We start from the raw sequence: 23716 nt of genomic DNA, 5'->3' as shown, positions 1-23716 counted from the left end.
TGCTTTCGTTCTTCAGCTTTTTGTTTTTCTTTTTCTTGTTTTTCTTCTAGTTTTTTATCTACTTTAGAATCTTCTCGATTTATAGAATTATCATCATCAGCAAAAGAATCATTAATTGAAAATAGTCCTAATGAACCTCCCATTAAAATGGAGGCTAAAATACCAAACATTATGAAATTTTTATTCATTTTAAAAGCTCGACTAAACTATAGTTAAAAAGAATTGCTCAGAATTCATCGTTTCACAGTTTAATTCTTTGATGTATTTACAAGACTAACAAAATACTTGTGTAATGAAATATCTTCAGTTAATTCAGGATGAAATGCGGTACCAATTACATTACCTTTTTTGATTGCCACAATACGATCATTAAATTTTGATAAAATCTCAACGCCTGAGCCAACATCAGAAACAGATGGTGCCCTAATAAACACTCCATTAAATTTTGGAATATTTATTGGATCTAGAGATATGTCAGACTCAAAGGATTCGTTTTGTCGTCCAAATGAATTTCGCTCTAATTTGATATCAAGAATGTCCAATAGAGGTTGATCAGTTTTTCCTATCACACGATCATTTGCAGTATTTGATAACATAATCATACCAGCACAAATTCCAAGTACAGGCATACCATTCTGAATTTTTTCTTTAAGAACTTTCAAAGATCCATTTACAAGAGATAATTGCCCAATAGTAGTACTTTCTCCACCAGGAATTATCAATCCGTCTACTTGTGAAATTTCTTCAGGAGTTCGTACATCAATTACTTTACCATCTATTCCTAATTCATCAATAGCAGCTTTGACAGACAAAAGATTTTCTTGAACATCGCCTTGAATTGATAATACTCCAACAGTAAGACTCATGCTGAACCACCACGATCTTGCATTCGTAATTCTAAGGTATTAACGTCTAAACCAATCATAGATTGTCTTTCATCAATCATTTTTTGAGCCTCTTTAACTTTATCAGATTCATTCCAAAAGGTAGTAGCTAAAACAATTGCTCTTGCTCTTTCTTTTGCATCATCAGAATTAAAAATTCCTGAACCAACAAAAATTCCATCACATCCAAGAGACATCAAATATGCAGCATCTGCAGGCGTTGCAATTCCACCAGCTGCAAAATTTACAACGGGTAATCTACCTAGCTTAGCAGTTTGTTCAACAATATCATAAGATACTTTGAATTCTCTTGCCATTCTTACTAAATCTTGATTATCTCCAGAATCATAAATTGATTTTATTGTTCTTAATTCATCATTTACTTTTTTGATGTGTTTAATTGCTTCTGCAACATTTCCTGTTCCAGGTTCTCCTTTAGTTCTAATCATTGAAGCACCTTCTTCAATTCTTCTCAAAGCTTCTGCTAAAGATCTTGCCCCATTAACAACAGGTGTTGTAAAATCCCATTTCCAAATATGTCGAAGTTCATCAGCAGGTGTTAAAACTTCTGATTCATCAATCATGTCAACATTAGTTTCTTGTAAAACAAGTGCTTCATTAACATGTCCAATTCTACATTTAGCCATTACAGGAATAGTTACTGAATCCATAATTTCTTCAATAATTCTTATACTTGCAGTTCGTGCAACCCCACCAGCTTTTCTAACTTCAGACGGAAGCTTATCTAAAACCATAACAGAAACTGCTCCAGCTTCTTCAGCAATCTGAGCTTGCTCTACAGTTGTAACATCCATTACAACGCCATTTTTTAACATATGTGCAAAACCGCGTTTAACTGTAGATGACCCACGTAAAATATCAATAGAATCTATTTTATCAGAAATAATTCCCTTGGCATCTTTACGTTCACCGTATAATGGAAGCATGTCCTGATTTTTCCTAAAGACTATTTGTATCTATTCACTAAATTCAGACATAATCTGATCAAGTTCAGATTCAACCATAGTAATAATTGGTGGGATAAAATCCTCCGTAACATTTTGTTGAGGCCAATGAATTTGATTTACACGACCATTAAGAGTCACCTTAACATTTGATTTTTGATAATCGGTTGCATTTTCCATTACTTTAAATGATTCAGAAGGAATTGAAATGAAACCAGTTTCTTTGATTAATGCTTTAATTTTGTTAAGTTTTGCTTCATCTAATTGTGAACGAACATCAGGTCTAAGATATCCATTTTCAGTGATGGAATATTTTAACTCACCATCATTTTTTATGTAGAGAATTTCTGTTTTTTGAGATCCAATTCTTTCTGTAACACCGTAAGAGATTTTCTTTAATTGATGTTTAGTATATTCGATTTCAAGATTGTCAGTATAATTTGAAGCAGATGTTGGAATTTCATTTTTTAATAACAATGGCGTTGAAAGTAAGATAGCAGCAATAACAGGAATAGATCCTAATACTAAGTAAATTGGTTTTACCATAATTGATTAACAATTACAAATTGATGATTATTGCAAATAAATCTTGGTTAAAAATAACTTAAAATTCAAGTCCATTCCATTCTTGTTTGTGGGGTCGTAGCCTAGCCTGGTAGGGCGACAGTGTCTACGAAAAAGATCACCGCTAAGGGCTCCAAAGGTTAACTAAGCTAAACTGACTCACGGATGATGTAAGTTTGGAGCTGTAGTGACCCGTAGGTCGCCGGTTCGATTCCGGTCGGCCCCACGTTAAAAAAATCCTATTTGTTTCTCAAAACATTAAGAGCTGAGCCTGCTTTGAACCACTCAATTTGAGATTTATTATATGAATGATTTAGCAAAATTTCTTCTTTATTTCCATCTGCATGTGAAATTACACATTTCACTTGTTTGCCAGGTTGAAGATTATTTAGATCAAGTAAGCTGATTTTGTCATCTTCAAGTATTTTTTCATAATCATCAGAATTACTAAAAGTCAATGCCAATATTCCTTGTTTTTTCAAATTTGTTTCATGAATCCTTGCAAGGCTTTTTGTAATTACTGCAGCACATCCCAAATAACGAGGAGTCATTGCAGCATGTTCTCTACTGCTACCTTCACCATAATTATTGTCGCCAATTATTACCCATCTCATGTGTTTTTCTTTGTAATCTCTAGCAATTTTTGAAAAAGATTCAATGTTATTATTTAGAATATTCTTACCTTCGCCAACTTTATTGTTAAATGCATTAACTGCTCCTAGCAACATATTATCACTGAGATTATTCAAATGTCCACGTAACGATAACCATGCACCTGCAGGAGAGATATGATCTGTGGTGCATTTACCTTTAGCTTTTACTATAATTGGAATTTCCTCATAATCATTACCATCCCATTTTGGAAATGGTTCTAAACGTTGTAGTCTTTTACTGTTAGGATCAATGATAACTTCAATGTCATCAGAATTTTCAGGTGGTGCAACAAAAATCCCTTCTGGTCGCATGAAACCTTCTTCAGGAACTTCAGGAGCAGGTTTTGGGGGTTCAAGTTTAAACTTTGTTCCATCGGCTGCTATCAAATCATCTTTCAAAGGATTAAAAGAAAGTTTACCACCTAATGCTAATGCAATTATCATTTCTGGACTTCCAATGAAGTTAAGTGTACTTCGGTGACCATCGTTTCGCCCTGGGAAATTTCTGTTAAATGTTGTAACAATTGTATTTTGTTCATCATTTTCTAATTCAGGTCTATTCCATTGTCCAATACAAGGACCACATGCATTTGCTAATACAGTTGCACCAATGTCTTTTAGAGAATCCATTTGACCATCTCTTTCAATGGTACCTCGTATCTGCTCAGAGCCAGGAGTAACAAGTAGAGGGATTTTTGCTTTGATTCCTTTAGCTTTTGCTTGTTCAGCTAAACTAGCTGCTCTTGACATGTCTTCATATGAAGAATTTGTACAACTTCCAATAAGTGCAACAGAAATAGGATCAGTATAGTCTTTTGATTCTACATCATCAGATAATTGAGAAATGGTTCTTGCCAAGTCAGGAGTGTGTGGACCTACAATATGAGGTTCTAATGTTGAAAGATTAATCTCAATAACTCTATCAAAGAATTTTTCAGGATTTGTTTCTACTTCAGAATCTGCAACAAGTGAATCTTTATTTTCATTTGCTAGTTTGGCAATTTCTTCTCTGTTTGTATATTTGAGATATGTTTCCATTCGTTCGTCATATGGAAATATAGAACATGTAGCTCCAATTTCAGCACCCATGTTAGTAATAGTAGCTTTTCCAGTACAGCTGATAGATTTAGTTCCAGGTCCAAAATATTCTACAATAGCATTAGTACCTCCAGATACAGTTAGTTCATCTGCAACTTTCAAAATAATATCTTTTGGAGCGGTCCATCCATTTAGTTCTCCAGTAAGTTTCACTCCAATTCTTTTTGGATAAAGTAATTCCCAAGGCATACCAGCCATAGTTTCAGCTGCATCCAATCCACCGACACCAATAGCAATCATACCAAGACCACCTGCATTTGGTGTATGAGAATCTGTACCAATCATCAGTCCACCAGGAAATGCATAATTTTCAAGAACTACTTGGTGAATAATTCCTGCTCCAGGTTTCCAAAAACCACATCCATATTTTGCGCTAGCTGATTGAAGAAATTTGAAAACTTCACTGTTTTCATCCAGAGAAACTTTCATGTCAACATCACCTTGAACTTCTGCTCTGATGAGATGATCACAATGAACTGTTGTAGGCAAAGAAGTTTGTTTTTGACCTGCTTGCATAAATTGTAGCATTACCATTTGTCCAGTGACATCTTGTAAAGCAACTCTATCTGGTTTCAAAAATACGTAATCCTTACCACCGGTAAACACAGAATCATCGATTTCATTAAAATGTCCAGATAAGATTTTTTCAGTGAGAGTTAAAGGTCTGCCAATAACATTTCGATATTTTGTAATATTTTCTTTTAATTTCAAATAAACTTTAGAAACAAGTTCTGATGTTGTGTCAGTTTCCACAATATACGAAAAATTCATCCCGAATTTAATATTTACAATTCAAAAACTAAGGAAAATATTTCATTAGTCACGTAAATTCTTAACAATTATAAGCCAAAAGCAGCTTTTTAATACAATGTTGGGGAGCAGATTTTCTGAAATGAGGTGTAAACATGGTCAATAAAGGATTCCCAAAATTTGGCATGTCACAAGCAGGGGCATTTGTTGCCGCTCTTAAGAATTACAATTTACCAGATTTCATTTTAGTATTAGTTGCAAAAGAGTGCAAATCTGAACTTTTGGAAAGAGGAAGAATTGATGATAGATTACAAAGTATGAATGATGACGCATTAGAATTATTGCATAAGGTATTTGTTGGATGTGAAGAAGATGATGCAGGAAAATTTGCCCAATACAGATTTTATGCATATGTTTCTAGCATGTATCACAAATGTGAAGTGATTGTAAATGATACAATTCCAGGTGCATCAGGCAAAAATCACAAAGTTCCGGTTGCAGTAAAAAATAATGGAATGTACATAGCAGTAGCATACAACAAAGCAACCGGTAATCCAGTAAACAAAAAAGAAACTACAAGATTTTATGACATGGTTGATGATATCAAGAAAGGTGATCATGGAACAATGTTAACTGATGGAATTTATGGTTCATCAGTAGGATTTAGAGGAGATGCACTAGTAGAACTTGAAACGTTAAGTAAATCAAGAACTAATGATCCTGAAAACAAATTAGATTTCAAAACTGCAAATTTTGAAAATAATATTTATTCAGTTACCAAATGTTGACTGAAAATTCATTGTAAATTGAATTGAGAAGTGTTTATTGTTAGAAACATTGGTTTACCATCAGTTTTTTGGAAATCTTCACCATATTGTTCAAATTCTAATTGTTCAAAGAGATGTTTAGTCCATATATCATGTACCTCCTGAATGAATTTTTTATGTCCTAACAGTCTCAACATTTCATGAAGTAATTCATGAGAAACAGTAGTACAATTCTTTTCTGCAAGAAATAATGTATCATCAGATTCTTTAGGAGTTTGCCAAAAAATCATTCCAAAATTTTCCGCATGATATCCATCACATGTACAATCAGTCCACAAAGGTTTGAAATGAGTCAAGTAGAAATGATAAGTATTTTTTCCTCTTTGTTCATGATCACGTACTAATGTATGAGTGTCAAGACGCTGAAGAATACTTCTAGGAGTAGTAATCATTTCATCACATTGAATTTCATATTCTTTGCCAAACTTTTCTTTTAGCCAAACCTGAAAAAATTTACCCATTTTTTTTACATATTCAAATTCGAATTGTCGTTTTTCACGATCCTTTTCAGGCACTACAAAAATAAAATGTAGAATCATAATAAGAAAAAAGGGTGTTTATGTTTGACCTTCAATACCCATCAAGGTAAGAGTTGAACGAATCTTTTCAATTTTTCTGATTTTCCAAGTAATTGTTTCTCTAAGTTTTTCAACAGTATCAGATTCGATCTTGGCCAAAATATCGTATGCACCAAAAGTTCCATGAACTTCCTTAACACCTTCTAAGCCCTTCAGTTGCTGAATAATAGCTTCTTCTGAACCTAATTCACAGTTTATTAAAACATAAGCTGTTGCCATACAGAAATTAGATAAATCGACTATATCAATAAAGCGATTATTGTTAATTTTGAGACATCTTAAGAATAGTATCCCATATAGGCTTTGGAACAGGCATTACAGACAATCTTGATATTTTAATTAGCTCCCAATCTTTGAATTTTTTCTCTTTTTTCATCTCTTCAAGTGTTACTGGACGTTTCAATGATTTTTTATATTTTACATCAACCACAATGAAACGCTCTACATCTTCTTTGGGATTGGGATAAGGTTTTGAAGTAATTTGCATAATTCCTACAGCTTGTCTTTCATCACCTGTATGATAAAACAAAACAAGATCTCCTGGTTTCATTTCTCTCATATGTTTTAATGCTAGATTATTGTGAACACCATCCCAAATAGTTGTTTTATCTTTTTTTAATTGCTCAAAATTATATCCTCTGGGGCCACTTGGTTCTTGTTTTGCTAACCAATAATTTCCCATTTTATTTTGTTAATAACTTTCAATGTTTAATGGTTTTGAAAAAATGTTCCCCGGTTCTGACTCGCACAAAATCATTGGTACATAGCCATACGCCTCCTCGCGTTCTGAAACCGGGGTTGCCCATAATGTAGCACGCCTGGGTGAATTAGAAATCACTGGTATCATTACGATCGACTCATCCTAATCCGTCTGCGTGCCTGCTCTTGGGCGATTAATAATGGAACCACTCCTACTAAAAACCATTGAGAGAATTATTTATCAAGAAATAATTTTGAATAATCTAAAATTAATTTTTAAGAAGTGATTCAGATAAAGAAATCTCAAATCCCACTACAGGAACACGTATCTTATAATTTTCAATTATCTTTGAATCAATTTTTCCAATGATTCCAATTTGAGTATTATTTAGAAGAATTGATGCACAATGACCATTTTCAAAAGTAGGATTAGTAGAAGTTTTTGTTTCAATTTGAATTCCAAATCCAATATTTAGTGCAGACTGAACTACAGATTTTATTTCAGTAAAATTCGAGTTTTTGTGTGCACTAATCCCAGCAAAATTAATTTTTTCAGCAATAGGATCACCTGTTAGAAAAATAGTTCCAGTTTCAAACATTTTTTGAGGATATGATTCATGGATATTTCTAGACAGATTTTCTAATAACCCAGGAAGTATTGAATCTCGCAAAATTGTATGTTCCTGACTTTTTGAATCTAATACAGAAAGAATTTTTTTAGAATCTCTGTTGGTCATTTCATACAATACTCGTTTGCTAGTCAAACTAGAATTCAATGCTTCAAGATATCCTAAACCAATCATTGTTTTGTCTAATGATTTTAGTTTGAGAGATATAGGATTGGTGATTCCTATGGTTTGTGATGGAGATAAAGTTGGTTCAAGATTTTGAATGCCATATCCTAATGCAACTTCTTCTACTAAATCCATTGGTCCAAAAATATCAAATCTATAAGCAGGAATTATACAAATAATATTTTTTCCTTTAGATGATGCATCTAATCTAGATTTTTTTAAGCATGAAATAATTTTTGAAGGGGTTAAATTCAAGCCAAGAGTTTTATTAATCATAGATGAACTAACAATAAGTTTTCTAGAATCTAATTTAGGTGTAGAATTTTTTGCACCAGAGATTTTTACAGATTCTAACGAAAAACCGGCACTTTGTAAAATAGTAGCTACAACTGAAAGCATATCTTCAGCATCTTCTTTATTGATTCCAGTAACTTCAACGAAAAGATTTTTTGTTTTAGGAGTGACAGTTGTTACTGCAGCATTGATTATTGGAGGAAAAGATACAGTATTTTTATTGTCATCTAAAATTAGAGGCACTTGTGATGATTGTCCAAGAATGGAGCCATAGTCTTTGCCAACATCAGTATTTGTCAGGATTTCTGAAATTGTAATCTCTTTTTCGGAATTTAGTGGTATAAATTTATGATTTCTATTAGTTGTTGTATACACCAAAGGAAATGAAATTTTATCTAAATCATGAATACCGATTGAAGATTTCTTTCTTTTTCTACCTATTCCAAAATGAAGATCTTCTTGCATTGTCATTAATTGCTTGATAGTTTTATCATCGATTTTTCCATTTTTAGCAACTATTCCAGTGACAAACGGACGTATTTTTGAAACATTGGATTTTACAGAAATTTCATATTTACTAGATTTTTTTATTTTGAGTTTAACTGTTCCAATTTTTTCCCCAAGCAATCCTTGTAAACCAAGCGCGATTCCAAAATCAGTAGAATAATCAGGTCTGTTTGGACTATATTCAATTCTAACTAAATCTTTATCTTCAGATTCAATATCTAATCCAAGAAAAGGTAAAGAATCAGAAATTTGTTTTTTTGAAACTTTTCCAATTAATTTTTGAAGGCGGGAATAAGATAATTCAACTACTGGCATTTTGTAGCACTCCTAAGCCATCTTAGATTATTACTGTAAAACTCTCGTACATCATCTAGATCATATTTCAACATAGCAATTCTTTCTATTCCTCCACCCCAAGCTAAAACAGGTTTATTGATTCCAAGAGGTTTTGTAACTTCTGGTCTAAAAATACCCATACCAAATAGCTCAATCCATTTCCCTAATTTTTCATTGTATACCATTGTCTGTAGTGAAGGTTCAGTATAAGGGAAAAAAGTGGGCCAGAATTTTATTTTTGTAATTCCAATACGTTTGTAAAATTCTCGTTGAATTCCCATTAGATTTCTTAAAGAAGCATCTTTACCAACAACAACTCCTTCAATCTGATTGAATTCAACTAAGTGTTTGTAGCTGACTTTTTCATTACGAAATACTCTACCTAATGAAAAAATTCGTGCCTCATCTGGTTTGTTTTCAGCTAAATGTTTGATAGTCACACAAGTAGTATGGGTTCTTAGGACCATTTTTCTAGCTTCATTGATATCCCATTGATATCTCCAATTCTTTTTGTGAGAATCTGAAACTTTTCTAATTTGTTCTGGGGTTCCAATTTTTTTTGCATTAATTTTATCAAGATAAAATGTATCTTGTAATTCTCTAGCAGGATGATCTTGTGGTGTGAATAGTGCATCAAAATTCCAAAAGCTTGATTGAGTCATATTCCCAAGAATTTCTGAAAAACCCAATGTGACAAAAATTTCACGAATTTCATCTATGGTGTCTTTTAGTGGATGAGTTCTTGCAACAAAAACTTCAGGGACATTAGCTTCTACATCAATCCCATCAGCAGAATCAGAAAAATTAATTGATTTTGCAGAAGTGGATAAAGAAATTTCTTGTGTCTTTAAAACATCCTCAATGATAAAATCAGGTCTTTTCAAAAGGCCAGATAAATCATTTATGTCAATTTTCTCTTTAGGGATTTTTTCATTTCCAATTAGTTTGAGTGTCTTTTCCCCAGGCAGTTCTTGCGGGGAAGTCTTTATGGATATTTGATCATTAGATGTATCTATCCAATTATTTTTTCTAGCTAAACCCATTGAAGGTCCAAAAATAGAGCCAAGCTCTTTTTGTAAATCTGATAATTTTTTAGGACCATTTTTTAATAAATCAAGTAATCTTCTTTCAGGCAATCCTTTTTCAAAAGATTCAATACCATTTTTGCCTAAACTAACTACAGTAGATTTTGATTCATTAACAATGGCCAATTCTTTTAATCGAAGCCATTCAATACCTCGTCTGATTTGATCAGGTAAAAGTTGTGTAGATTTTTCTAAAGAGTTTGGAGTTTGTTTTGGATTTTCTCTTAATGAAGTGATAATTTTTTTTTCAATTTCATGAAAAACTTGCGACAACAGCAAAGAATTCGAAAAAGACTTTTTAAACCTTAACCTAAGTCAAGATGAATGTCAGCTGATGACTTTATTGTAACTCCTTGGCATGTTGAGGGAGATATCGACTATGATAAGTTAATCAAGCAATTTGGGACTGAGAAAATTACTACTGAATTACTAGACAGAATCAAAAAAATTACTGGAGAAGACCATTTTATGCTCAGAAGGGGAATTTTCTTCTCCCATAGAGAAATGACTAGAATTCTAGATGATTATGAAAAAGGTAACAAATTCTTTCTATATACTGGAAGAGGGCCATCAGGACATACGCATATAGGTCATTTAGTACCATGGATGTTTGCAAAATGGTTACAGGAAAAGTTTGATGTTAACATGTATTTTCAGCTCACAGATGATGAGAAATTTTTCTCAAAACCAAATCTTACTTTGGAGGAAACAAATCAATTTGCATATGAAAATGCATTAGATTTTATCGCATTAGGATTCAATCCAGAAAAAACAAAAATCATCATAAACACAAAAAATATTCAAACACTTTATCCAATTGCTGCTCAAGTTGCAAAAAAAATTAATTTTTCAAATACAAAAGCAACATTTGGATTTACAAATGAAACTAACATTGGAATGATTTTTTATACATCATTACAATCTGCTCCATGTTTTATTGAAGATAAACCAGTACTAATTCCATTAGGAGTTGATCAAGATCCTCATTTTAGATTAACAAGAGACATTGCACCAAAAATAGGAAAACAAAAACCCGCATTGATTCATAACATCATGATTCCTGCATTAGAAGGTCCTGGAGGAAAAATGTCAGCTTCTGATGATAAAGGTACAGTGTACACAACAGATTCTCCAGATATAGTAAAAAAGAAAATTAACAAATATGCATTTTCAGGAGGACAGCCAGATATAGAACAACACAGAAAATTAGGTGGGAATCCAGACATTGATGTATCGTTTCAATATCTAAGAATATTTTTTGAGCCAGACGATAGTAAATTAAAAAAGATTTATGAAGATTATAAATCTGGAAATCTACTTTCAGGAGAACTAAAAGCAATTTTAATTGAAAAAATTAATGAATTTCTAGCAGTTCATCAAGAAAACAGAGAAAAAGCCAAAAACAAAATACAGGAATTTCTATTTGAGAATAAATGAAAATTAACATCACATGTGATGACAAATATGAAGCTCAGAAATTAGCTAGTCTTATTTTCATAAAAGAAGGAAGAGAGACATACATTACAGGAATTTTAAATGTCATAAAAAACGAATTAGTGATTTCAGTAAAAGACAAATCAGCTCACAGCATATTACTTGAAAATGAAGACACTGTAGAAGATTTTGCAGATTTTATTCAGTCAGTATTAGATAAAGAACACACACTAATCTCAACAAAAATTATTAAAAATATTGTAGAAATAGTAAAAGAGTGATCTACAAGCCGAATATGGCATATGCAGTTACAACTCCAACAACAATTATTAGAGAAATTCCTAATGCCTTGAAATCGCCATTCATAGATTTATTTTAAAATAATTATAATTAAAGTGTTAACAAATTCTCAAGAATGATTTTAGTGTCTATCTAGGAAAATATTTACTCTTTTTTGATTTTGGTCTAGATCTATTTTCTGGTCGTTTTGTAATAGGTTCTCTAATTTGATTACAATTTAAACAAAATACTCTGAGTTCTTCTCTTGCAAGATCTGGTGATGAGATATATTTTCCCCACGAAGCAGCATCTCCTCCACGTCCAGAATTGTCAGATTTTACATTTTCAGAAATAGGACTAATTCCTAAAGCTCGTTCATCTTTAAATCCACAAGTAGAACAGATTTTACCTCCCAAGATTTCATATAATTTTTCTTTAATTGTTTCATAAAATTTATCTGAACCATTTGCATAGAAGCTCTCTTGTTTTTTCAAAAATTTATCACTTCTAGGTTTGTTAGGTTTTGAATTATCTCTGTTTGATTCTCTTCTAGATGATAAACGTGAACCTCTATCATCTCTAGAATATCTGTCATTTCTATCACGTCCTGAATCCTGAGACTTGTTATCTCTAAAGCAATCATTACAATAAACTGGTTTGTTAGTCCTTGGGACAAATGGAACTTCACATTCAGTACCACAATCAGAACAAGTTACAATTGCAGAGTCTCCCCTGTTATCATTTCTAGAATATCGTGAACCTCTATCATCTCTAGAATATCTGTCATTTCTATCACGTCCTGAATCCTGAGACTTGTTATCTCTAAAGCAATCATTACAATAAACTGGTTTGTTAGTCCTTGGGACAAATGGAACTTCACATTCAGTACCACAATCAGAACAAGTTACAATTGCAGAGTCTCCCCTGTTATCATTTCTAGAATATCGTGAACCTCTATCATCTCTAGAATATCTGTCATTTCTATCACGTCCTGAATCCTGAGACTTGTTATCTCTAAAGCAATCATTACAATAAACTGGTTTGTTAGTCCTTGGGACAAATGGAACTTCACATTCAGTACCACAATCAGAACAAGTTACAATTGCAGAGTCTCCCCTGTTATCATTTCTAGAATATCGTGAACCTCTATCATCTCTAGAATTTCTATAGGAACGAGATGGTTCATCGTCTCTAGTTCTTTTACGAGACTTTTTTTTATCTGAAAACTTTGATTTGTAGAATTCCATTGATAGTAAATTTCAGATCTATTGGATATAGATACTTAGAGCTTTGATTTATGCCTAGAATGAAAAATATCTTAAACTAAAGATTTGTCCATTTCAGTTGACATTATTTCCTGAACTTTCAGAAAATAGAGTTTTGTAGAATAGGGCATATCATCCAGATTATTATCAACTACAATCATAAAATATCTAACAGCCCGTTTTGATATATCTAAATTGAATTTCATTGTTAGGACAGGATCTTGGTGAACTTTGATTTTATCTTGCAACCAAGGAGGAGCCATTTCAATTGTTTCTTTAATGATTTTATCATACCAATATGACAGATTTTGAGGATGGAGACCTTGTTTTAGATTAGCCACATCAGTATCAATTTTTTTCATCATATGATTAATGATTGCCATGAGGCTCAATCCATGAATTTTGTTTTATTCCAATTACTCAAAGTTCAGTAAGCTATTTGTCAATTGATAACAAGTTTCCATCAGCATCAATTTCAGAATTTTTAATTCTAGTAGTAGAAATTCTTGTACCATCCTTTGCCAAAAACATAGGAACAGTTACAATTTGAACAGGTGGGAGATTTTTCTGAGCTCTTAATTCATTGAGTTTTTGACCTTGATTACTTGTTTCATCACTAACTATCAAAGCTTCAACTTCTTTTTTTAAAACTGCAGGACCAAAATCATTTTCCAATTTACTTATTTCAAATAATTTATTTGGAAATTCTTTTGAAATTACATTAGTCAAATTTTCAAATCGTTGATCATAATTATTTATAGGAATTTTGCCTTTTTTAGCTGCAAATTCATCACTTGTTAGACCAATGATAACATTGTCAGAAACATCAAATGCGTTTGAAAGTAAAGTAGTGTGTCCTTTATGTATAATATCAAAAGTTCCACCCATTGCTACAATCGCAAATTTTGTCATATAGAACCATAGAATTCTTTGAAAATAAATCTACTAGTCATAGACAACATTAGTAATCTAAATCAGACATGAATTTTATTATTTTGAGAAGATTTGGGAATATTCTATTTTACTACAATTAAAACAAATGGACCTTGATCAGCTATTGGGATATTATTTCTATCCCACACAAATGTTTCAATGAAAAACAATCCAGATTTTTCAGGAATCCAATCTATAGATTGAGATTCTTGACCAGTTCCGATAAATCGTCCGTCAAATTTTCCAATGAATTCTACAATGGGTGATTTTCCAGATTCCTTTATCTGAACATAGTAAGTATATGCGGTTTCATTAGATTCTTGATCTGCTACAAATTGAATCAGAGTTTCACTTTTTATGTTTACACTGGAACCAACGGATAATTCAGATATAGGATTTCCATCAGAATCCTCAACAGACACTCCAGAGATAGTTACCAGTTTGTTAGTTATTTGTGGTTCTGGAATTTTGATGTCAATGAAATCAGAATAAAAAATGTTAGATTCTGCAAATAACAAAAACCCAACTGCTCTAGAATCAATATCTTCAATTATATCAAATGAAACCTCACCATTTGGTTCTACATCTCCCAACTCTATTGTAGATACACTAAGTATTCTAGAGGGCTCAAACCCATCATAAAATGCAAGATATACGTTAGTATCAGAATTTGGGGCTCCACCGTTTTGTAAGACTCCTGAGAATCTAAAAGAATTATCTAAAAATACATCAGTAGAATATACGGTTAGTCCCTTTTGTTTTGCTACTGAATTATCAAATCCAAGCAATGAAACAGATGCTTGAGTAATGTTAGGATTTGGAGTTTCGGAGCGAATTGAGTATGTTGACTTTCCATTTGCAGGAATTACTTCTAGAGTACTTGTTCCTTGTACAATTTCTATCGGATTTGGATCAAGTTCATCATAGAAATTTACTTGGATTTTGATATTTGAAACTGCAGTGAGACGGTCATTATTTGCAACAATTCCTGTTACAATTGTATAGCCATCAGAATCTTGATGAATAAATTGTGAATCTTGGTGAAGGGAGACTGTCAGTGTAGGAGCATTGTCATAATATTCTTGTGAAAATCCTTGACTAACAGGAAATAAAAATAATATCAAAAATGAGCACAAAATTGCTTTCATCATAAATTTCATTGAGATTAGGGATTAATTTCAGGTAACATATCAAATAGTGAACAAGAAAGGTAACAACGTTAAACCCAGTTTACACTACTATCTAGTTTGAATAAAAAGAAATTAAAAATAGATGTAAATTTTATTTTCTCTTAGCGGTAATTGCTAACCAGTATATTAAACCTGGAGCTAAACCAACAATGAGTGGAATCCATACCGGCCATCCATCTACTGCGCTTGTCATAGAATAAAACGAAAACTTATCCTATTTAAATCCATCCTGAAGTCTGAAATTCAACATTGATCGGATATTAGAAGTGGACCGGACGGAATTTGAATCCGTGACCCCCCGCGTGCAAGGCGGGTATACTACCAGGCTATACTACCGGCCCACATGAGGAATCAATAAACTGTGGATTTTAATTGTTGTCTTCTTGGCAAGAATTTTATTTGAAAACAAGATCGATTTCTTATGGTACTTTTAGAATCTCAAATTAAACTAAAAACAGGAGATATAGCTCCCGATTTTGAATTAATGGGAATCGATGATAAAAAACATTCATTGAGGGATTATTCCAACTACAAAGGAATTTTGGTAATTTTCATGTGTAATCATTGCCCATATGTTAAGGCTAAAGTTGATGCACTCAATGAACTTTATGAAAAATGTGGAAAAGATATAGCAATTATTGGAATCAACAGTAACGATTCTACAGATTATCCAGAAGATAGTTTTGATGCAATGAAAGAAACTGCAAAAGAAAAAGGATTTCAATTTGACTATTTGGTGGATGAAACACAAGAGGTTGCAAAAAAATATGGAGCCATGTGTACTCCAGACCCTTTCTTGTTTAATGCACAAAACCAGTTAGTTTTTCATGGAAAAATAGACAATGCAATGAAGCCAGATGATGAGGCAACTGAAAAAACAATGATTCTCAATATGGAGAAACTAATTGCCGGTGAAAAAATTGAAAAAGATTTTGATCCATCAATTGGCTGTTCAATCAAGTGGAAAGAAAATTAAACTTAAATGAGTCTAGCCTAGAGGTTTGTTCGTGGGCTCGTAGCTCAGCTTGGCTGGAGCGTTCGACTGATAATCGAAAGGTCATGAGTTCGAATCTCATCGGGCCCATTTAGTATTATTTCGAATTTTCATATACTGTTTGAGACCACTGTAAGATATCTTCAATTTTCTCAGATATCAAATCAGCACGAATTTTAGATTTTTTAGAAACCTTTCCACAGAGTGCCAATTTCATATTTTTTCCAGACTTTTCTTTTATTGGATTTATAGAATCAGCAAAAAAATTGAGACCTTCATCAGTTTGAGAAAATACAATTATTATCAAAACCCCAGGTTTTTGTTTCCAAATTTTTCCTACTAATTTTTGGAAATCAAGATCAAACAAGACATTGATTGCTGAGGACATATCTCCCAAATGAGATACACGCCATCCATCAGAATGATAAACTGCTGAAGATGCTTCAGAATTTAATCTGCTTTGTGCATCAGCTGCAATAACAACTACATTCTTTTTTGGATCAGATACTACTTGATTTTGATTAAAAATTTGAAGTGACTTTGATATGGTAGTCATCAAGAGGTTTTGTTCTGATGTCCCAATTTTACCATCATCATATAATTTTTTTACATGTTCAATAGACGGATAAATTACTTCTAAAACCAAACGATTGACAGTTCCTCCCGAATGCAAACAATTTCGAATCAGAGAGAAAACTTGATCTTCAGTTCCCTTTACCAAATATTCTAGATATTGTGGGATCACTTTGAAATAATCATCAGGAAAGTTAAAAGATTCTTGACCAGGTTCTAAAAACCACAAAGTAACATTTCCAATATTTTTTTGACGTAGTAATCCTTCTGCTGCAAAAACTTTGAGATATTTTGACATTGTAATTCGATTAATACCAATTTTTTCTGAAATCTCTACTCCAGACATTCCAGAAACAGAATCATCCAAAACTGAAATTAGTTGTTGTCGAATTTCCTCAGTAGAGTATCCTTTTCCCATAGTGCTCTTGGACCATGCTATTCTATAAAGACTAATTTTCAATACATTGTAAGGCTAAATCACAATGGTTCTGTTTCATGAGTGGGACATTTTATTCGTGTTTTCAGGCGGGACATAAAAAAATGGTTCTATCTAGTAGAACCACCAATGCAATAAGCACAATTATCAAAACCCTGTGCATGAGCAACAGTGAGGCTAGAAAAATCTCGTCTGTGCTCAAATTTTATTTCATTGATTTGGCAATTCGTCTGCTGATTAAACAGATTATGAACTTCCATTGTGTTTGTGTTGCCTAAGTATTGAGACATATTTTGACATATTCTGAATTTGATAAATTACTGATCATGGGTTTGGAATTGACTCAAGGTTAGTGATAATTCAACTAATTTTGAATTCAACATTGTTAAAATTCAACATTATGCTGACTAAATTCTCTATGACCACATTTCTCACAATACCAGTTTGTAGAATACATCAATTTTCCTTTTGATTTTGCAGTAATGTGTCCTTTTTCCATTTCAATTTTACATTTAGGACAATCCAAAACTAATCCATCTTTTTTCTTTGTTTTAGAACCCTGTCACAAGCCCATTCTTTATGACCTGTTAAATCTTCCATATTCGTAAATTTTTCACCGCATACACAAATGTAAGGAGGTTTTCTTCTCATTTTCATTATCAATCATCCAATAAACTAAGAAATAGTAACAATCCCGCCCCAATAAGCCAACCTTGTGTGACGTTCAATTTCTGAGATTGTTGTTGTAATCGCATTTGTAATTCCTCATTCATTTTAATATACTTGATCTTCTCCCCATCAGAATCCAACAATAAAACATTATATACTTGGGTACTGTACAATACGGTAAGGAAAAGTAAATTGCCAAAAGCCGGATTCAAATCAATCACTGTCTCAGAAACTGTTTATGATAAATTCCATGAAGTTTATCAAAAGAGTAAAGACGACCTAACAATGAAAGGGGTCAACAGTTTTTCCGGTTATGTAACTTACATGTTAGAGGAGATGATGCAAAAGGACAAGACCTTTGCAAGATATGCTCCAAAGATTGAAAAAATTTCAGTTGATGATGACCGTGTTGTTCTAAAAGATAATATCAAAAACAGAATTGCAGAAGTTGCAATTCAGAAAGGAGAATTATTTTGTCAGCTCTGTGATGAGAAAGATTGCGTCCATGTTGGATTTGTATTCTCATTGCCAGATGTTTATGAAGTTCTAAACGCCAGAGGAATCAAAAATCCAAGATAAGTGGAGGAGGTGGGATTTGAACCCACGAACTCCTGAGAGACAGGATCACCCATTATTTGATCTTAAGTCCTGCATGTCCAAAAGCACAACGTGCTTACTTTGGCCAGGCTTGATTACTCCTCCAAAAGGATAAAAATCTGAGTGAAATTTAACAGTTTAGAGTAAATCTGCCCAGAATGAAGAATTATAAGGATTTTCCACAGGGTGAATTTGTGCTTCGGTAGCTCAGTCTGGTAGAGCGTTACATTGGTAATGTAAAGGTCACGGGTTCAGATCCCGTTCGAAGCTTCTAATAATTTCTAATCAATAATTCAAAATGACCAGTTCGTTTTTTGGAATTAGAATTGATTGAACGATTAGCCCGAATTTTATTTACTTTCCATGGTTTAGATGAGAACATTTCTGCAACTTCTTTAGAGTTTGAATTTGATAAGAGAACCTTACATCCTTTAGAATTCAAATCTATACAAAGTTCTGCCAACCTACTAAGATCATCATATGTGAAATCCTTGTTTGTATAACTGGTGAAATTAGCAGTGTCACTAACTGGTTGATATGGAGGATCAAAATATACAAGATCACCTTTTTTGGCATCTCGTAAAACTGCCTCAAAATCTCTACACTTAATGGATACTTTACTTGATTGCAAAATATGACTAACTGAACGAAGATTATCTTCATTTACAATATTTGGATTTGAGTATTTTCCAAGGGGGACATTAAATTTCCCCTTACTATTTACTCGATATAATCCATTGAAACAGGTCCTATTCAAAAAGAGTAGTCTGGATGTCTTTTCGATCTGGCTTCTTGGATTACTTTCTCGTATTGAATAGTAATAAGATTTAGAATCTTTCTGATAGTTTTTTTCATGATTTTTCAGAGAAGAGATCAGAGATTCAACTCTATCTCTAATTGTAGTATATGACAAAACCAAATCAGAATTTAAATCTGAAATACTACATTTTTGATCTTGACGTTCAGTTAACATATGAAAAAGTAAAGCCCCGCCTCCCAAGAAAGGTTCGAAATAAGTACCAAAAGTTTTTGGCAAATTTTCATTTAGAATTGGAATAAGTTGACGTTTTCCGCCAGCCCATTTTACAAAGGGTTTTGGAATTACAGGCGAAATTTGATCAAAGACTTGTTTCAATAATCATTATCACATAATTCATTATCAGATCCTTGGGTGAAATTATTTGATCTTGAACTAACTTTTTTCTAGTTGTAAAATAGGTTAAATACAAATTTTGTAAACAGGAAAAATTTTGAAAAATATTTTTGAAATTTAGAGAATACTCTAAGAGAAGATAATAAAATGAAAAGGAAAAGGTTGGATTTTTAGTCCCACTTTGACCAAGCGGCCATCCATCTGTATGTCCAAGTGTTCAGTTTACAACCTAAGGCTGCAAATGTACATGCCAATACTGCACCTGCACCTGCACCGAGAGCAACTGGGCTGTTATAGAACTTACCTACTTGCGGTTCGATTGGTGTCATATATGGTGGCAATGTTGGTCTTGGATACTTGAATGCCGTTTCTAGTGGGTCTGCTACTGTTATCAGGTTTACCATGTTGAACAATGGTAATGACATTCCTACTAGTACGCCGCCGAACAGTATCAAGGAGTGCTTGTTCTTCTTTGTTGCCCAGTAGACTAAGTCCAACAGCATTGCTGATGGCAACCAAACTGGAGTTACAATGAAGTCATATGGATATCCAAGTGCAAACCATGCACCTTTTGCTACCCATGTGTATACTGTCATAATTAGAGCGTAGTACGTTGCTGTGCCTGGAACGCCTGTAAATGTTAGGTAATATGTTGCACCTACAATAAGCATCAACGTTTGCGATATTGAGAATACCGTGTACGAAGTCCAAGCCCAGTCAGTGTAGAAGATGTAGTCTCCTGCATTAATTGTTAACAGTGTTGAGTTAACTGCAACTACTACTATGAATAAGTAGTGTGTACATCGTCTTAACCAGACCATATGAAGTTGAAGAAACGGTCAGTATATAAAATTTTAGAGTGTGATGAAGATCGTCATTTCTAATTAAAAAGGAAAATGAAAAAGAAGTGTCTGAAGGGGTTTCCTTCTAGTTACCAACGTATAGTGATATGAAGATAGTACCTGCTGTAACTGCAGCAACACTGCCGCCAACAATACCATTACTATTTTTGTTGGAACCTTCTTCCATGACTTTAACACAGAAGATGTAACCTATTGCCTCAATGATTGTCAATACGATGAATGCAAAGTGACCACTTTGAGTTGGATATGCCCATGGATAATAGAAGTATCCTGCTGCAGTACCACCAAAGGTTGCAAGCCATGCTGCCCAGAATGAAATTGTAATCATACCAGTCATGTTTTCAACGCGTTTTCCAATCATTCGTTCTACGTCAGCGCTAGATGATCCACCGCCACCGCCAGAACCGAATCCTTTAGGAAGAGTCATTATGGAATTATTCTAATTCAGAATCCTTTTAAGTCTTTCTTAAACTGAGGGTCTAAGTACGATCTACGGCTTGACGAAAAATAATAAAAGAAAAAAATGTGCTAATGCACTTTTTCTAAGGAATTGCTCTGCTGTACAATTTGCCTTCTAAGGCCATCTTGTACATCTCTGCAACGTATGGGTTTTCTCCTGGAGTTTCTGCACCAAGTTCTACAAGTCGAGCATATACTCTAACTACGTATGCAAGTGCACCCATGAAAGCCACTACGACTCCCATGTTAAACATCCAGTGATTTGGAACTGCAAAGATTTCTTCTACAAACCAGAAATGCCACATCTCATTGACACCAATAGTAAACATGGTTGCAAGGTAACCTAGAATGGTCATCTTCAATCCAGTGTTCATTGAATTATTTGGGCCTCTAAGAACTGGAATTTTTCTATCGTAGATTGCTGCTGCTCCCCATCCAAGTGGTAATGTGATGAAGTGGGAATATAGCCACCAGTGAGCTGGTGTGAAAGCACTATCTCTGATAGAGGTTTGATGCAAAGAACCATCAACGAAGTTATCAACTTCGACTGATGCTGCAGTAGAACCCATAGCAATAACGATGAGCCAGATTTTCTTTAGTCTCTGGATCTCAACTTCTTTTGGGATTAATGCGGGCATCTGTGCCATGTTTACAATCATGTGAATTGGAAATATAAAGTAAGAGTTCTAAAAAGAACATAATATTTCAAAAATATTTGATAAATTTAGAAAATAAATGTAAATATTATAGATAATTATTTTTAATAAATAATATTTTGATTGATTTTGTTACAGTTTGGTTGTTATACATCAAAGATAAACAATGTGTTGAGCATCGATCCTCGTTATCAAGGTAAAACATATAACGACGTGTATTGTCTCCTCAATATTAGGGATAACTATGGTCGAAAAAAGAATTTTCGTATTTGGACTTGCTGTAGTACTTGCACTAGGAACCTTAGGTTTCAACTGGGTTGAATCCGTACTTCCAACTGCAGATGCACACGGTGTCCAAGCACAACTCCAGAGTCGTTTCATCAGAATTGAGGATGAAACCTTCAACAGACAATCCCTACAAACTGGCGAAACCTTGACACTTCAAGGAACTTTAGTTAGTTTAGTAGAAAGAGACCTAAGAGGATGGCTATCCATTTTCACAGAGTCAACCAACGCAGGTAACAGATGGGAGATGTTGGCAAGAGATCCACCAGGAAACGTCTTTGACATTCCAGGCAACTCAGTCCAAGAATACTCACTATCAGCCAAAGCACTTGAAGCAGGTGTATACCATGTACACACCCAACTCAATGTAGCAAAAGTTGGTCCAGGACTTGGTCCAGGTCAAACAGTAGTTGTTGAAGGAGATCCAATTATCAAACCAATCCCATATACTAACATCGCATATCAATCAATTATGATTGGTGTTGGTTATGTCATTACGTTTGCAACCCGACCCTGGCAAGTAATCTAAACAACCCAACCTTTTCCTTTTCATTTATTAGATTCTTCTTACGTTAAGCGTAAGTAAACAAACCAAGTTTTATCTTCTAGAAAATTTTAATGAAAATATGCTTAGTTTCAAAATTACAAAATTAGATATTTTTCAAAGTTATTTTTTTGGAGAAACAGAATTTCGCTCTGATAAATACAAAGTAAACATACAAAATCAAAGAAGAGGAAAAGTTTTGAAATTGCCTTTTGAGATAAAACCAAAAACTGAAAAAATTGTTGTAAGAGTTTCGGGTGAAGGGGATTTGTTTATCGAAGATTATCTTCCATACAAAGGAGAGTCAGAATGGCTTGAAATCGATTCTGATGAAATAACCTATTTCCTAGCAGATCATCAAGACCAATGTGATACAATTGAAATCATGTATGAGTAAAAGAAAGGACTTTAAGGAATCTGGTTAAAGTCATCACGATGAAATACCCTGGAATGGGCGATCCATACAAAAGGAAGAAAACCATCAGATTTCTAGCAATCACTGCAGTGATTGCCATATCAGTTGGAGTGACAAGCAGTGTTCTCCAAGGACAGTTTAGCCAAAATGATCCTCTCAAAGTTTGTATCAATGATAGAGAGACGCCATACAAAATGAAAGTCACTTTAGAGTTAATTATTGATGGTCTTCAAACACCAATTCCTGCAAACATTAACGCAGGACTAAATGATGGAGAATGTAAAAGGACCATGTATACATTAACAGATGATGGCACTATCTATGTAGAATGGGAAGAAGAGTATCCATGGGAAATTGGTCACTTTTTGTGGATGTGGGATTTTCCTCTAAGAGACATGGATCAGGATAAATCAACATTTTATGTAAATGATAAAGAATCTGCTCAATTCATCAATACGCCATTACAAGATGGATATCACTACAAGGGAGTATTCACTACAAAGGATTACGATTCATCTAAAGACAAAGACTTCCTTCCAGAATTAGAAAATTAACATCTGTAGACTTTGTAAAAAATTGTTCTAATAATTTGAACTCTAAAAATACCATAGTTTTCACTGAAAGGTATTAAAAATAATGAAAAGATGAAAGCTGGTAATCTTACCAGTATTTGCCGTTGTCTGGAATAAGACCGATACCTTCTCTTTCAAAGTGTCTGTCTAATTCATCAACCCATCTTTCACGGTTGTCTTTGTAAGCCCAGCCGTGTACACGTAACCAGAATGAGATAATTCCTAGAAGGAATATTGTGAACATAATGGTTCCGAAGATGTAAATCATTACATCGTAAAATAATGGATCATAGTTTGGTCCTAGTTGTCCTGTAATTGAAGACAGGATGCTTAGGAAAGTACCTACGATAGGAATCATAATAATT

28 protein-coding genes, 5 tRNA genes and 1 pseudogene are annotated in these 23716 nt (G+C 33.4%); 11 read left to right on the top strand and 23 right to left on the bottom strand.

The genetic code is table 11. The features are described 5' to 3' along the window. The 4 genes and pseudogenes from K5781_RS05905 to K5781_RS05890 all read right to left on the bottom strand — a co-directional run. Window positions 1–188 (bottom strand): annotated as a pseudogene (locus K5781_RS05905) (hypothetical protein); the annotation flags it as partial. A 60-nt stretch (window positions 189–248) separates the two neighbouring features. After that, window positions 249–866 (bottom strand): pyridoxal 5'-phosphate synthase glutaminase subunit PdxT, encoded by a 618-nt coding sequence (gene pdxT / locus K5781_RS05900; protein WP_297441741.1) that lies wholly within the window; start codon window positions 864–866, stop codon window positions 249–251. Beyond that, window positions 863–1831 (bottom strand): pyridoxal 5'-phosphate synthase lyase subunit PdxS, encoded by a 969-nt coding sequence (pdxS, locus tag K5781_RS05895; protein WP_297441739.1) that lies wholly within the window; start codon window positions 1829–1831, stop codon window positions 863–865. The genes pdxT and pdxS overlap by 4 nt, the downstream gene beginning before the upstream one ends. A gap of 30 nt (window positions 1832–1861) precedes the next feature. Further along, a complete protein-coding gene (locus K5781_RS05890) occupies window positions 1862–2395 on the bottom strand; it encodes a hypothetical protein (protein WP_297441737.1) in 534 nt (177 codons plus the stop codon). A gap of 90 nt (window positions 2396–2485) precedes the next feature. Here K5781_RS05890 and K5781_RS05885 point away from each other — a divergent pair. Then, window positions 2486–2639, top strand: a tRNA-Trp gene (locus tag K5781_RS05885). A gap of 13 nt (window positions 2640–2652) precedes the next feature. Here K5781_RS05885 and K5781_RS05880 read toward each other — a convergent pair. Next, window positions 2653–4917, bottom strand: a complete 2265-nt coding sequence (locus K5781_RS05880) for an aconitate hydratase (RefSeq protein WP_297441736.1) — start codon at window positions 4915–4917, stop codon at window positions 2653–2655. A gap of 152 nt (window positions 4918–5069) precedes the next feature. Between K5781_RS05880 and K5781_RS05875 the strand changes: the two genes are divergently transcribed. Next, window positions 5070–5702 carry a hypothetical protein gene (locus K5781_RS05875; RefSeq protein WP_297441734.1) on the top strand — a complete coding sequence of 211 codons (633 nt, stop codon included), beginning with the start codon at window positions 5070–5072 and terminating at the stop codon, window positions 5700–5702. An 8-nt stretch (window positions 5703–5710) separates the two neighbouring features. Here the strand turns inward: K5781_RS05875 and K5781_RS05870 are convergent, their stop codons facing one another. From K5781_RS05870 to K5781_RS05850, 5 genes are all read right to left on the bottom strand, one after another. Further along, on the bottom strand, window positions 5711–6280 hold the full coding sequence (locus K5781_RS05870; RefSeq protein WP_297441732.1) for a hypothetical protein: 570 nt from the start codon (window positions 6278–6280) through the stop codon (window positions 5711–5713). An 18-nt stretch (window positions 6281–6298) separates the two neighbouring features. Further along, window positions 6299–6538, bottom strand: coding sequence for an Lrp/AsnC ligand binding domain-containing protein (locus K5781_RS05865; RefSeq protein ID WP_014963852.1), 240 nt, complete (start codon window positions 6536–6538; stop codon window positions 6299–6301). Window positions 6539–6581: 43 nt separating this feature from the next. Beyond that, window positions 6582–7001: an EVE domain-containing protein gene (locus tag K5781_RS05860; RefSeq protein WP_297441726.1), complete on the bottom strand. Its 420-nt coding sequence runs from the start codon at window positions 6999–7001 to the stop codon at window positions 6582–6584. A 286-nt stretch (window positions 7002–7287) separates the two neighbouring features. After that, window positions 7288–8928 carry a phenylalanine--tRNA ligase subunit beta gene (gene pheT / locus K5781_RS05855; RefSeq protein WP_297441724.1) on the bottom strand — a complete coding sequence of 547 codons (1641 nt, stop codon included), beginning with the start codon at window positions 8926–8928 and terminating at the stop codon, window positions 7288–7290. Next, a complete protein-coding gene (locus tag K5781_RS05850) occupies window positions 8919–10307 on the bottom strand; it encodes a phenylalanine--tRNA ligase subunit alpha (protein ID WP_297441721.1) in 1389 nt (462 codons plus the stop codon). Before K5781_RS05850 ends, pheT begins: the two co-directional genes overlap by 10 nt. 51 nt (window positions 10308–10358) lie before the next feature. Here K5781_RS05850 and K5781_RS05845 point away from each other — a divergent pair, with 51 nt between their 5' ends. Together K5781_RS05845 and K5781_RS05840 are read left to right on the top strand one after the other, a co-directional pair. Continuing rightward, window positions 10359–11471 (top strand): tryptophan--tRNA ligase, encoded by a 1113-nt coding sequence (locus K5781_RS05845; RefSeq protein ID WP_297441719.1) that lies wholly within the window; start codon window positions 10359–10361, stop codon window positions 11469–11471. Next, complete coding sequence (locus K5781_RS05840; RefSeq protein ID WP_297441717.1) at window positions 11468–11749, top strand: hypothetical protein; 282 nt, start codon at window positions 11468–11470, stop codon at window positions 11747–11749. The genes K5781_RS05845 and K5781_RS05840 overlap by 4 nt, the downstream gene beginning before the upstream one ends. 147 nt (window positions 11750–11896) lie before the next feature. Here the strand turns inward: K5781_RS05840 and K5781_RS05835 are convergent, their stop codons facing one another. The 5 genes from K5781_RS05835 to K5781_RS05815 form a co-directional block, all read right to left on the bottom strand. Continuing rightward, complete coding sequence (locus K5781_RS05835) at window positions 11897–12994, bottom strand: CxxC-x17-CxxC domain-containing protein (protein WP_297441715.1); 1098 nt, start codon at window positions 12992–12994, stop codon at window positions 11897–11899. A gap of 71 nt (window positions 12995–13065) precedes the next feature. Further along, window positions 13066–13395, bottom strand: a complete 330-nt coding sequence (locus K5781_RS05830) for a hypothetical protein (protein ID WP_297441713.1) — start codon at window positions 13393–13395, stop codon at window positions 13066–13068. 52 nt (window positions 13396–13447) lie between these two features. Continuing rightward, window positions 13448–13924 (bottom strand): phosphopantetheine adenylyltransferase, encoded by a 477-nt coding sequence (locus K5781_RS05825; protein WP_297441711.1) that lies wholly within the window; start codon window positions 13922–13924, stop codon window positions 13448–13450. Between the two features lie 104 nt (window positions 13925–14028). After that, on the bottom strand, window positions 14029–15096 hold the full coding sequence (locus tag K5781_RS05820; RefSeq protein WP_297441709.1) for a hypothetical protein: 1068 nt from the start codon (window positions 15094–15096) through the stop codon (window positions 14029–14031). Window positions 15097–15402: 306 nt separating this feature from the next. After that, window positions 15403–15476, bottom strand: a tRNA-Ala gene (locus K5781_RS05815). Window positions 15477–15556: 80 nt separating this feature from the next. Here K5781_RS05815 and K5781_RS05810 point away from each other — a divergent pair. Together K5781_RS05810 and K5781_RS05805 are read left to right on the top strand one after the other, a co-directional pair. Continuing rightward, window positions 15557–16111, top strand: a complete 555-nt coding sequence (locus tag K5781_RS05810) for a thioredoxin family protein (protein ID WP_297441708.1) — start codon at window positions 15557–15559, stop codon at window positions 16109–16111. 33 nt (window positions 16112–16144) lie between these two features. Next, window positions 16145–16219, top strand: a tRNA-Ile gene (locus tag K5781_RS05805). A gap of 7 nt (window positions 16220–16226) precedes the next feature. Here K5781_RS05805 and K5781_RS05800 read toward each other — a convergent pair. Together K5781_RS05800 and K5781_RS05795 are read right to left on the bottom strand one after the other, a co-directional pair. After that, window positions 16227–17120, bottom strand: a complete 894-nt coding sequence (locus K5781_RS05800) for an ArsR family transcriptional regulator (RefSeq protein ID WP_297441706.1) — start codon at window positions 17118–17120, stop codon at window positions 16227–16229. A 403-nt stretch (window positions 17121–17523) separates the two neighbouring features. Next, window positions 17524–17664 carry a PF20097 family protein gene (locus K5781_RS05795; RefSeq protein ID WP_297441704.1) on the bottom strand — a complete coding sequence of 47 codons (141 nt, stop codon included), beginning with the start codon at window positions 17662–17664 and terminating at the stop codon, window positions 17524–17526. A 335-nt stretch (window positions 17665–17999) separates the two neighbouring features. Between K5781_RS05795 and K5781_RS05790 the strand changes: the two genes are divergently transcribed. Further along, window positions 18000–18386 carry a hypothetical protein gene (locus K5781_RS05790; RefSeq protein WP_297441702.1) on the top strand — a complete coding sequence of 129 codons (387 nt, stop codon included), beginning with the start codon at window positions 18000–18002 and terminating at the stop codon, window positions 18384–18386. Between the two features lies 1 nt (window position 18387). Here the strand turns inward: K5781_RS05790 and K5781_RS05785 are convergent. Next, window positions 18388–18509: transfer RNA gene (locus tag K5781_RS05785), tRNA-Leu, on the bottom strand. 91 nt (window positions 18510–18600) lie between these two features. Between K5781_RS05785 and K5781_RS05780 the strand changes: the two genes are divergently transcribed. Beyond that, a tRNA-Thr gene (locus tag K5781_RS05780) sits at window positions 18601–18674 on the top strand. A gap of 1 nt (window position 18675) precedes the next feature. On the opposite strand, the gene K5781_RS05775 is transcribed toward K5781_RS05780, so the two are convergent. The 4 genes from K5781_RS05775 to K5781_RS05760 all read right to left on the bottom strand — a co-directional run bounded on the left by K5781_RS05775 (window position 18676) and on the right by K5781_RS05760 (window position 21526). Next, on the bottom strand, window positions 18676–19539 hold the full coding sequence (locus K5781_RS05775) for a DNA adenine methylase (RefSeq protein ID WP_297441700.1): 864 nt from the start codon (window positions 19537–19539) through the stop codon (window positions 18676–18678). 188 nt (window positions 19540–19727) lie between these two features. Next, on the bottom strand, window positions 19728–20378 hold the full coding sequence (locus K5781_RS05770) for an ammonia monooxygenase (RefSeq protein WP_067959013.1): 651 nt from the start codon (window positions 20376–20378) through the stop codon (window positions 19728–19730). A 106-nt stretch (window positions 20379–20484) separates the two neighbouring features. Continuing rightward, window positions 20485–20847, bottom strand: coding sequence for a hypothetical protein (locus K5781_RS05765; protein WP_297441696.1), 363 nt, complete (start codon window positions 20845–20847; stop codon window positions 20485–20487). 115 nt (window positions 20848–20962) lie between these two features. Beyond that, entirely contained in the window at window positions 20963–21526 is a 564-nt protein-coding gene (locus K5781_RS05760; protein ID WP_179360580.1) for a methane monooxygenase/ammonia monooxygenase subunit C, read from the bottom strand. Window positions 21527–21779: 253 nt separating this feature from the next. Here K5781_RS05760 and K5781_RS05755 point away from each other — a divergent pair, with 253 nt between their 5' ends. The 3 genes from K5781_RS05755 to K5781_RS05745 all read left to right on the top strand — a co-directional run bounded on the left by K5781_RS05755 (window position 21780) and on the right by K5781_RS05745 (window position 23333). After that, on the top strand, window positions 21780–22349 hold the full coding sequence (locus K5781_RS05755; RefSeq protein ID WP_297441693.1) for a methane monooxygenase/ammonia monooxygenase subunit B: 570 nt from the start codon (window positions 21780–21782) through the stop codon (window positions 22347–22349). A 97-nt stretch (window positions 22350–22446) separates the two neighbouring features. Further along, window positions 22447–22761, top strand: coding sequence for a hypothetical protein (locus K5781_RS05750; protein WP_297441691.1), 315 nt, complete (start codon window positions 22447–22449; stop codon window positions 22759–22761). A 38-nt stretch (window positions 22762–22799) separates the two neighbouring features. After that, window positions 22800–23333 (top strand): hypothetical protein, encoded by a 534-nt coding sequence (locus K5781_RS05745; RefSeq protein ID WP_366847994.1) that lies wholly within the window; start codon window positions 22800–22802, stop codon window positions 23331–23333. Window positions 23334–23439: 106 nt separating this feature from the next. Here K5781_RS05745 and K5781_RS05740 read toward each other — a convergent pair whose 3' ends face one another. After that, window positions 23440–23709: a hypothetical protein gene (locus K5781_RS05740; protein WP_014965818.1), complete on the bottom strand. Its 270-nt coding sequence runs from the start codon at window positions 23707–23709 to the stop codon at window positions 23440–23442. Window positions 23710–23716 lie beyond the last annotated feature (7 nt).

It is taken from the genome of Nitrosopumilus sp. (genome assembly GCF_025699255.1).
Lineage (GTDB): Archaea > Thermoproteota > Nitrososphaeria > Nitrososphaerales > Nitrosopumilaceae > Nitrosopumilus.
This window is presented reverse-complemented; position numbering and strand designations above follow the sequence as displayed.

What these genes read in the sequence shown, in the direction of transcription:
- K5781_RS05750 (WP_297441691.1), top strand. Translation starts at nt 22,447, where the DNA reads ATGCTTAGTTTCAAAATTACAAAATTAGATATTTTTCAAAGTTATTTT.
- K5781_RS05865 (WP_014963852.1), bottom strand. Translation starts at nt 6,538, where the DNA reads ATGGCAACAGCTTATGTTTTAATAAACTGTGAATTAGGTTCAGAAGAA.
- K5781_RS05810 (WP_297441708.1), top strand. Translation starts at nt 15,557, where the DNA reads ATGGTACTTTTAGAATCTCAAATTAAACTAAAAACAGGAGATATAGCT.
- pdxT (WP_297441741.1), bottom strand. Translation starts at nt 866, where the DNA reads ATGAGTCTTACTGTTGGAGTATTATCAATTCAAGGCGATGTTCAAGAA.
- K5781_RS05860 (WP_297441726.1), bottom strand. Translation starts at nt 7,001, where the DNA reads ATGGGAAATTATTGGTTAGCAAAACAAGAACCAAGTGGCCCCAGAGGA.
- K5781_RS05825 (WP_297441711.1), bottom strand. Translation starts at nt 13,924, where the DNA reads ATGACAAAATTTGCGATTGTAGCAATGGGTGGAACTTTTGATATTATA.
- K5781_RS05760 (WP_179360580.1), bottom strand. Translation starts at nt 21,526, where the DNA reads ATGGCACAGATGCCCGCATTAATCCCAAAAGAAGTTGAGATCCAGAGA.
- K5781_RS05820 (WP_297441709.1), bottom strand. Translation starts at nt 15,096, where the DNA reads ATGATGAAAGCAATTTTGTGCTCATTTTTGATATTATTTTTATTTCCT.
- K5781_RS05800 (WP_297441706.1), bottom strand. Translation starts at nt 17,120, where the DNA reads ATGGGAAAAGGATACTCTACTGAGGAAATTCGACAACAACTAATTTCA.
- K5781_RS05890 (WP_297441737.1), bottom strand. Translation starts at nt 2,395, where the DNA reads ATGGTAAAACCAATTTACTTAGTATTAGGATCTATTCCTGTTATTGCT.
- K5781_RS05835 (WP_297441715.1), bottom strand. Translation starts at nt 12,994, where the DNA reads ATGGAATTCTACAAATCAAAGTTTTCAGATAAAAAAAAGTCTCGTAAA.
- K5781_RS05845 (WP_297441719.1), top strand. Translation starts at nt 10,359, where the DNA reads ATGTCAGCTGATGACTTTATTGTAACTCCTTGGCATGTTGAGGGAGAT.
- K5781_RS05840 (WP_297441717.1), top strand. Translation starts at nt 11,468, where the DNA reads ATGAAAATTAACATCACATGTGATGACAAATATGAAGCTCAGAAATTA.
- pheT (WP_297441724.1), bottom strand. Translation starts at nt 8,928, where the DNA reads ATGCCAGTAGTTGAATTATCTTATTCCCGCCTTCAAAAATTAATTGGA.
- K5781_RS05755 (WP_297441693.1), top strand. Translation starts at nt 21,780, where the DNA reads ATGGTCGAAAAAAGAATTTTCGTATTTGGACTTGCTGTAGTACTTGCA.
- K5781_RS05830 (WP_297441713.1), bottom strand. Translation starts at nt 13,395, where the DNA reads ATGGCAATCATTAATCATATGATGAAAAAAATTGATACTGATGTGGCT.
- K5781_RS05745 (WP_366847994.1), top strand. Translation starts at nt 22,800, where the DNA reads ATGAAATACCCTGGAATGGGCGATCCATACAAAAGGAAGAAAACCATC.
- K5781_RS05740 (WP_014965818.1), bottom strand. Translation starts at nt 23,709, where the DNA reads ATGATTCCTATCGTAGGTACTTTCCTAAGCATCCTGTCTTCAATTACA.
- K5781_RS05770 (WP_067959013.1), bottom strand. Translation starts at nt 20,378, where the DNA reads ATGGTCTGGTTAAGACGATGTACACACTACTTATTCATAGTAGTAGTT.
- K5781_RS05765 (WP_297441696.1), bottom strand. Translation starts at nt 20,847, where the DNA reads ATGACTCTTCCTAAAGGATTCGGTTCTGGCGGTGGCGGTGGATCATCT.
- K5781_RS05870 (WP_297441732.1), bottom strand. Translation starts at nt 6,280, where the DNA reads ATGATTCTACATTTTATTTTTGTAGTGCCTGAAAAGGATCGTGAAAAA.
- K5781_RS05875 (WP_297441734.1), top strand. Translation starts at nt 5,070, where the DNA reads ATGGTCAATAAAGGATTCCCAAAATTTGGCATGTCACAAGCAGGGGCA.
- pdxS (WP_297441739.1), bottom strand. Translation starts at nt 1,831, where the DNA reads ATGCTTCCATTATACGGTGAACGTAAAGATGCCAAGGGAATTATTTCT.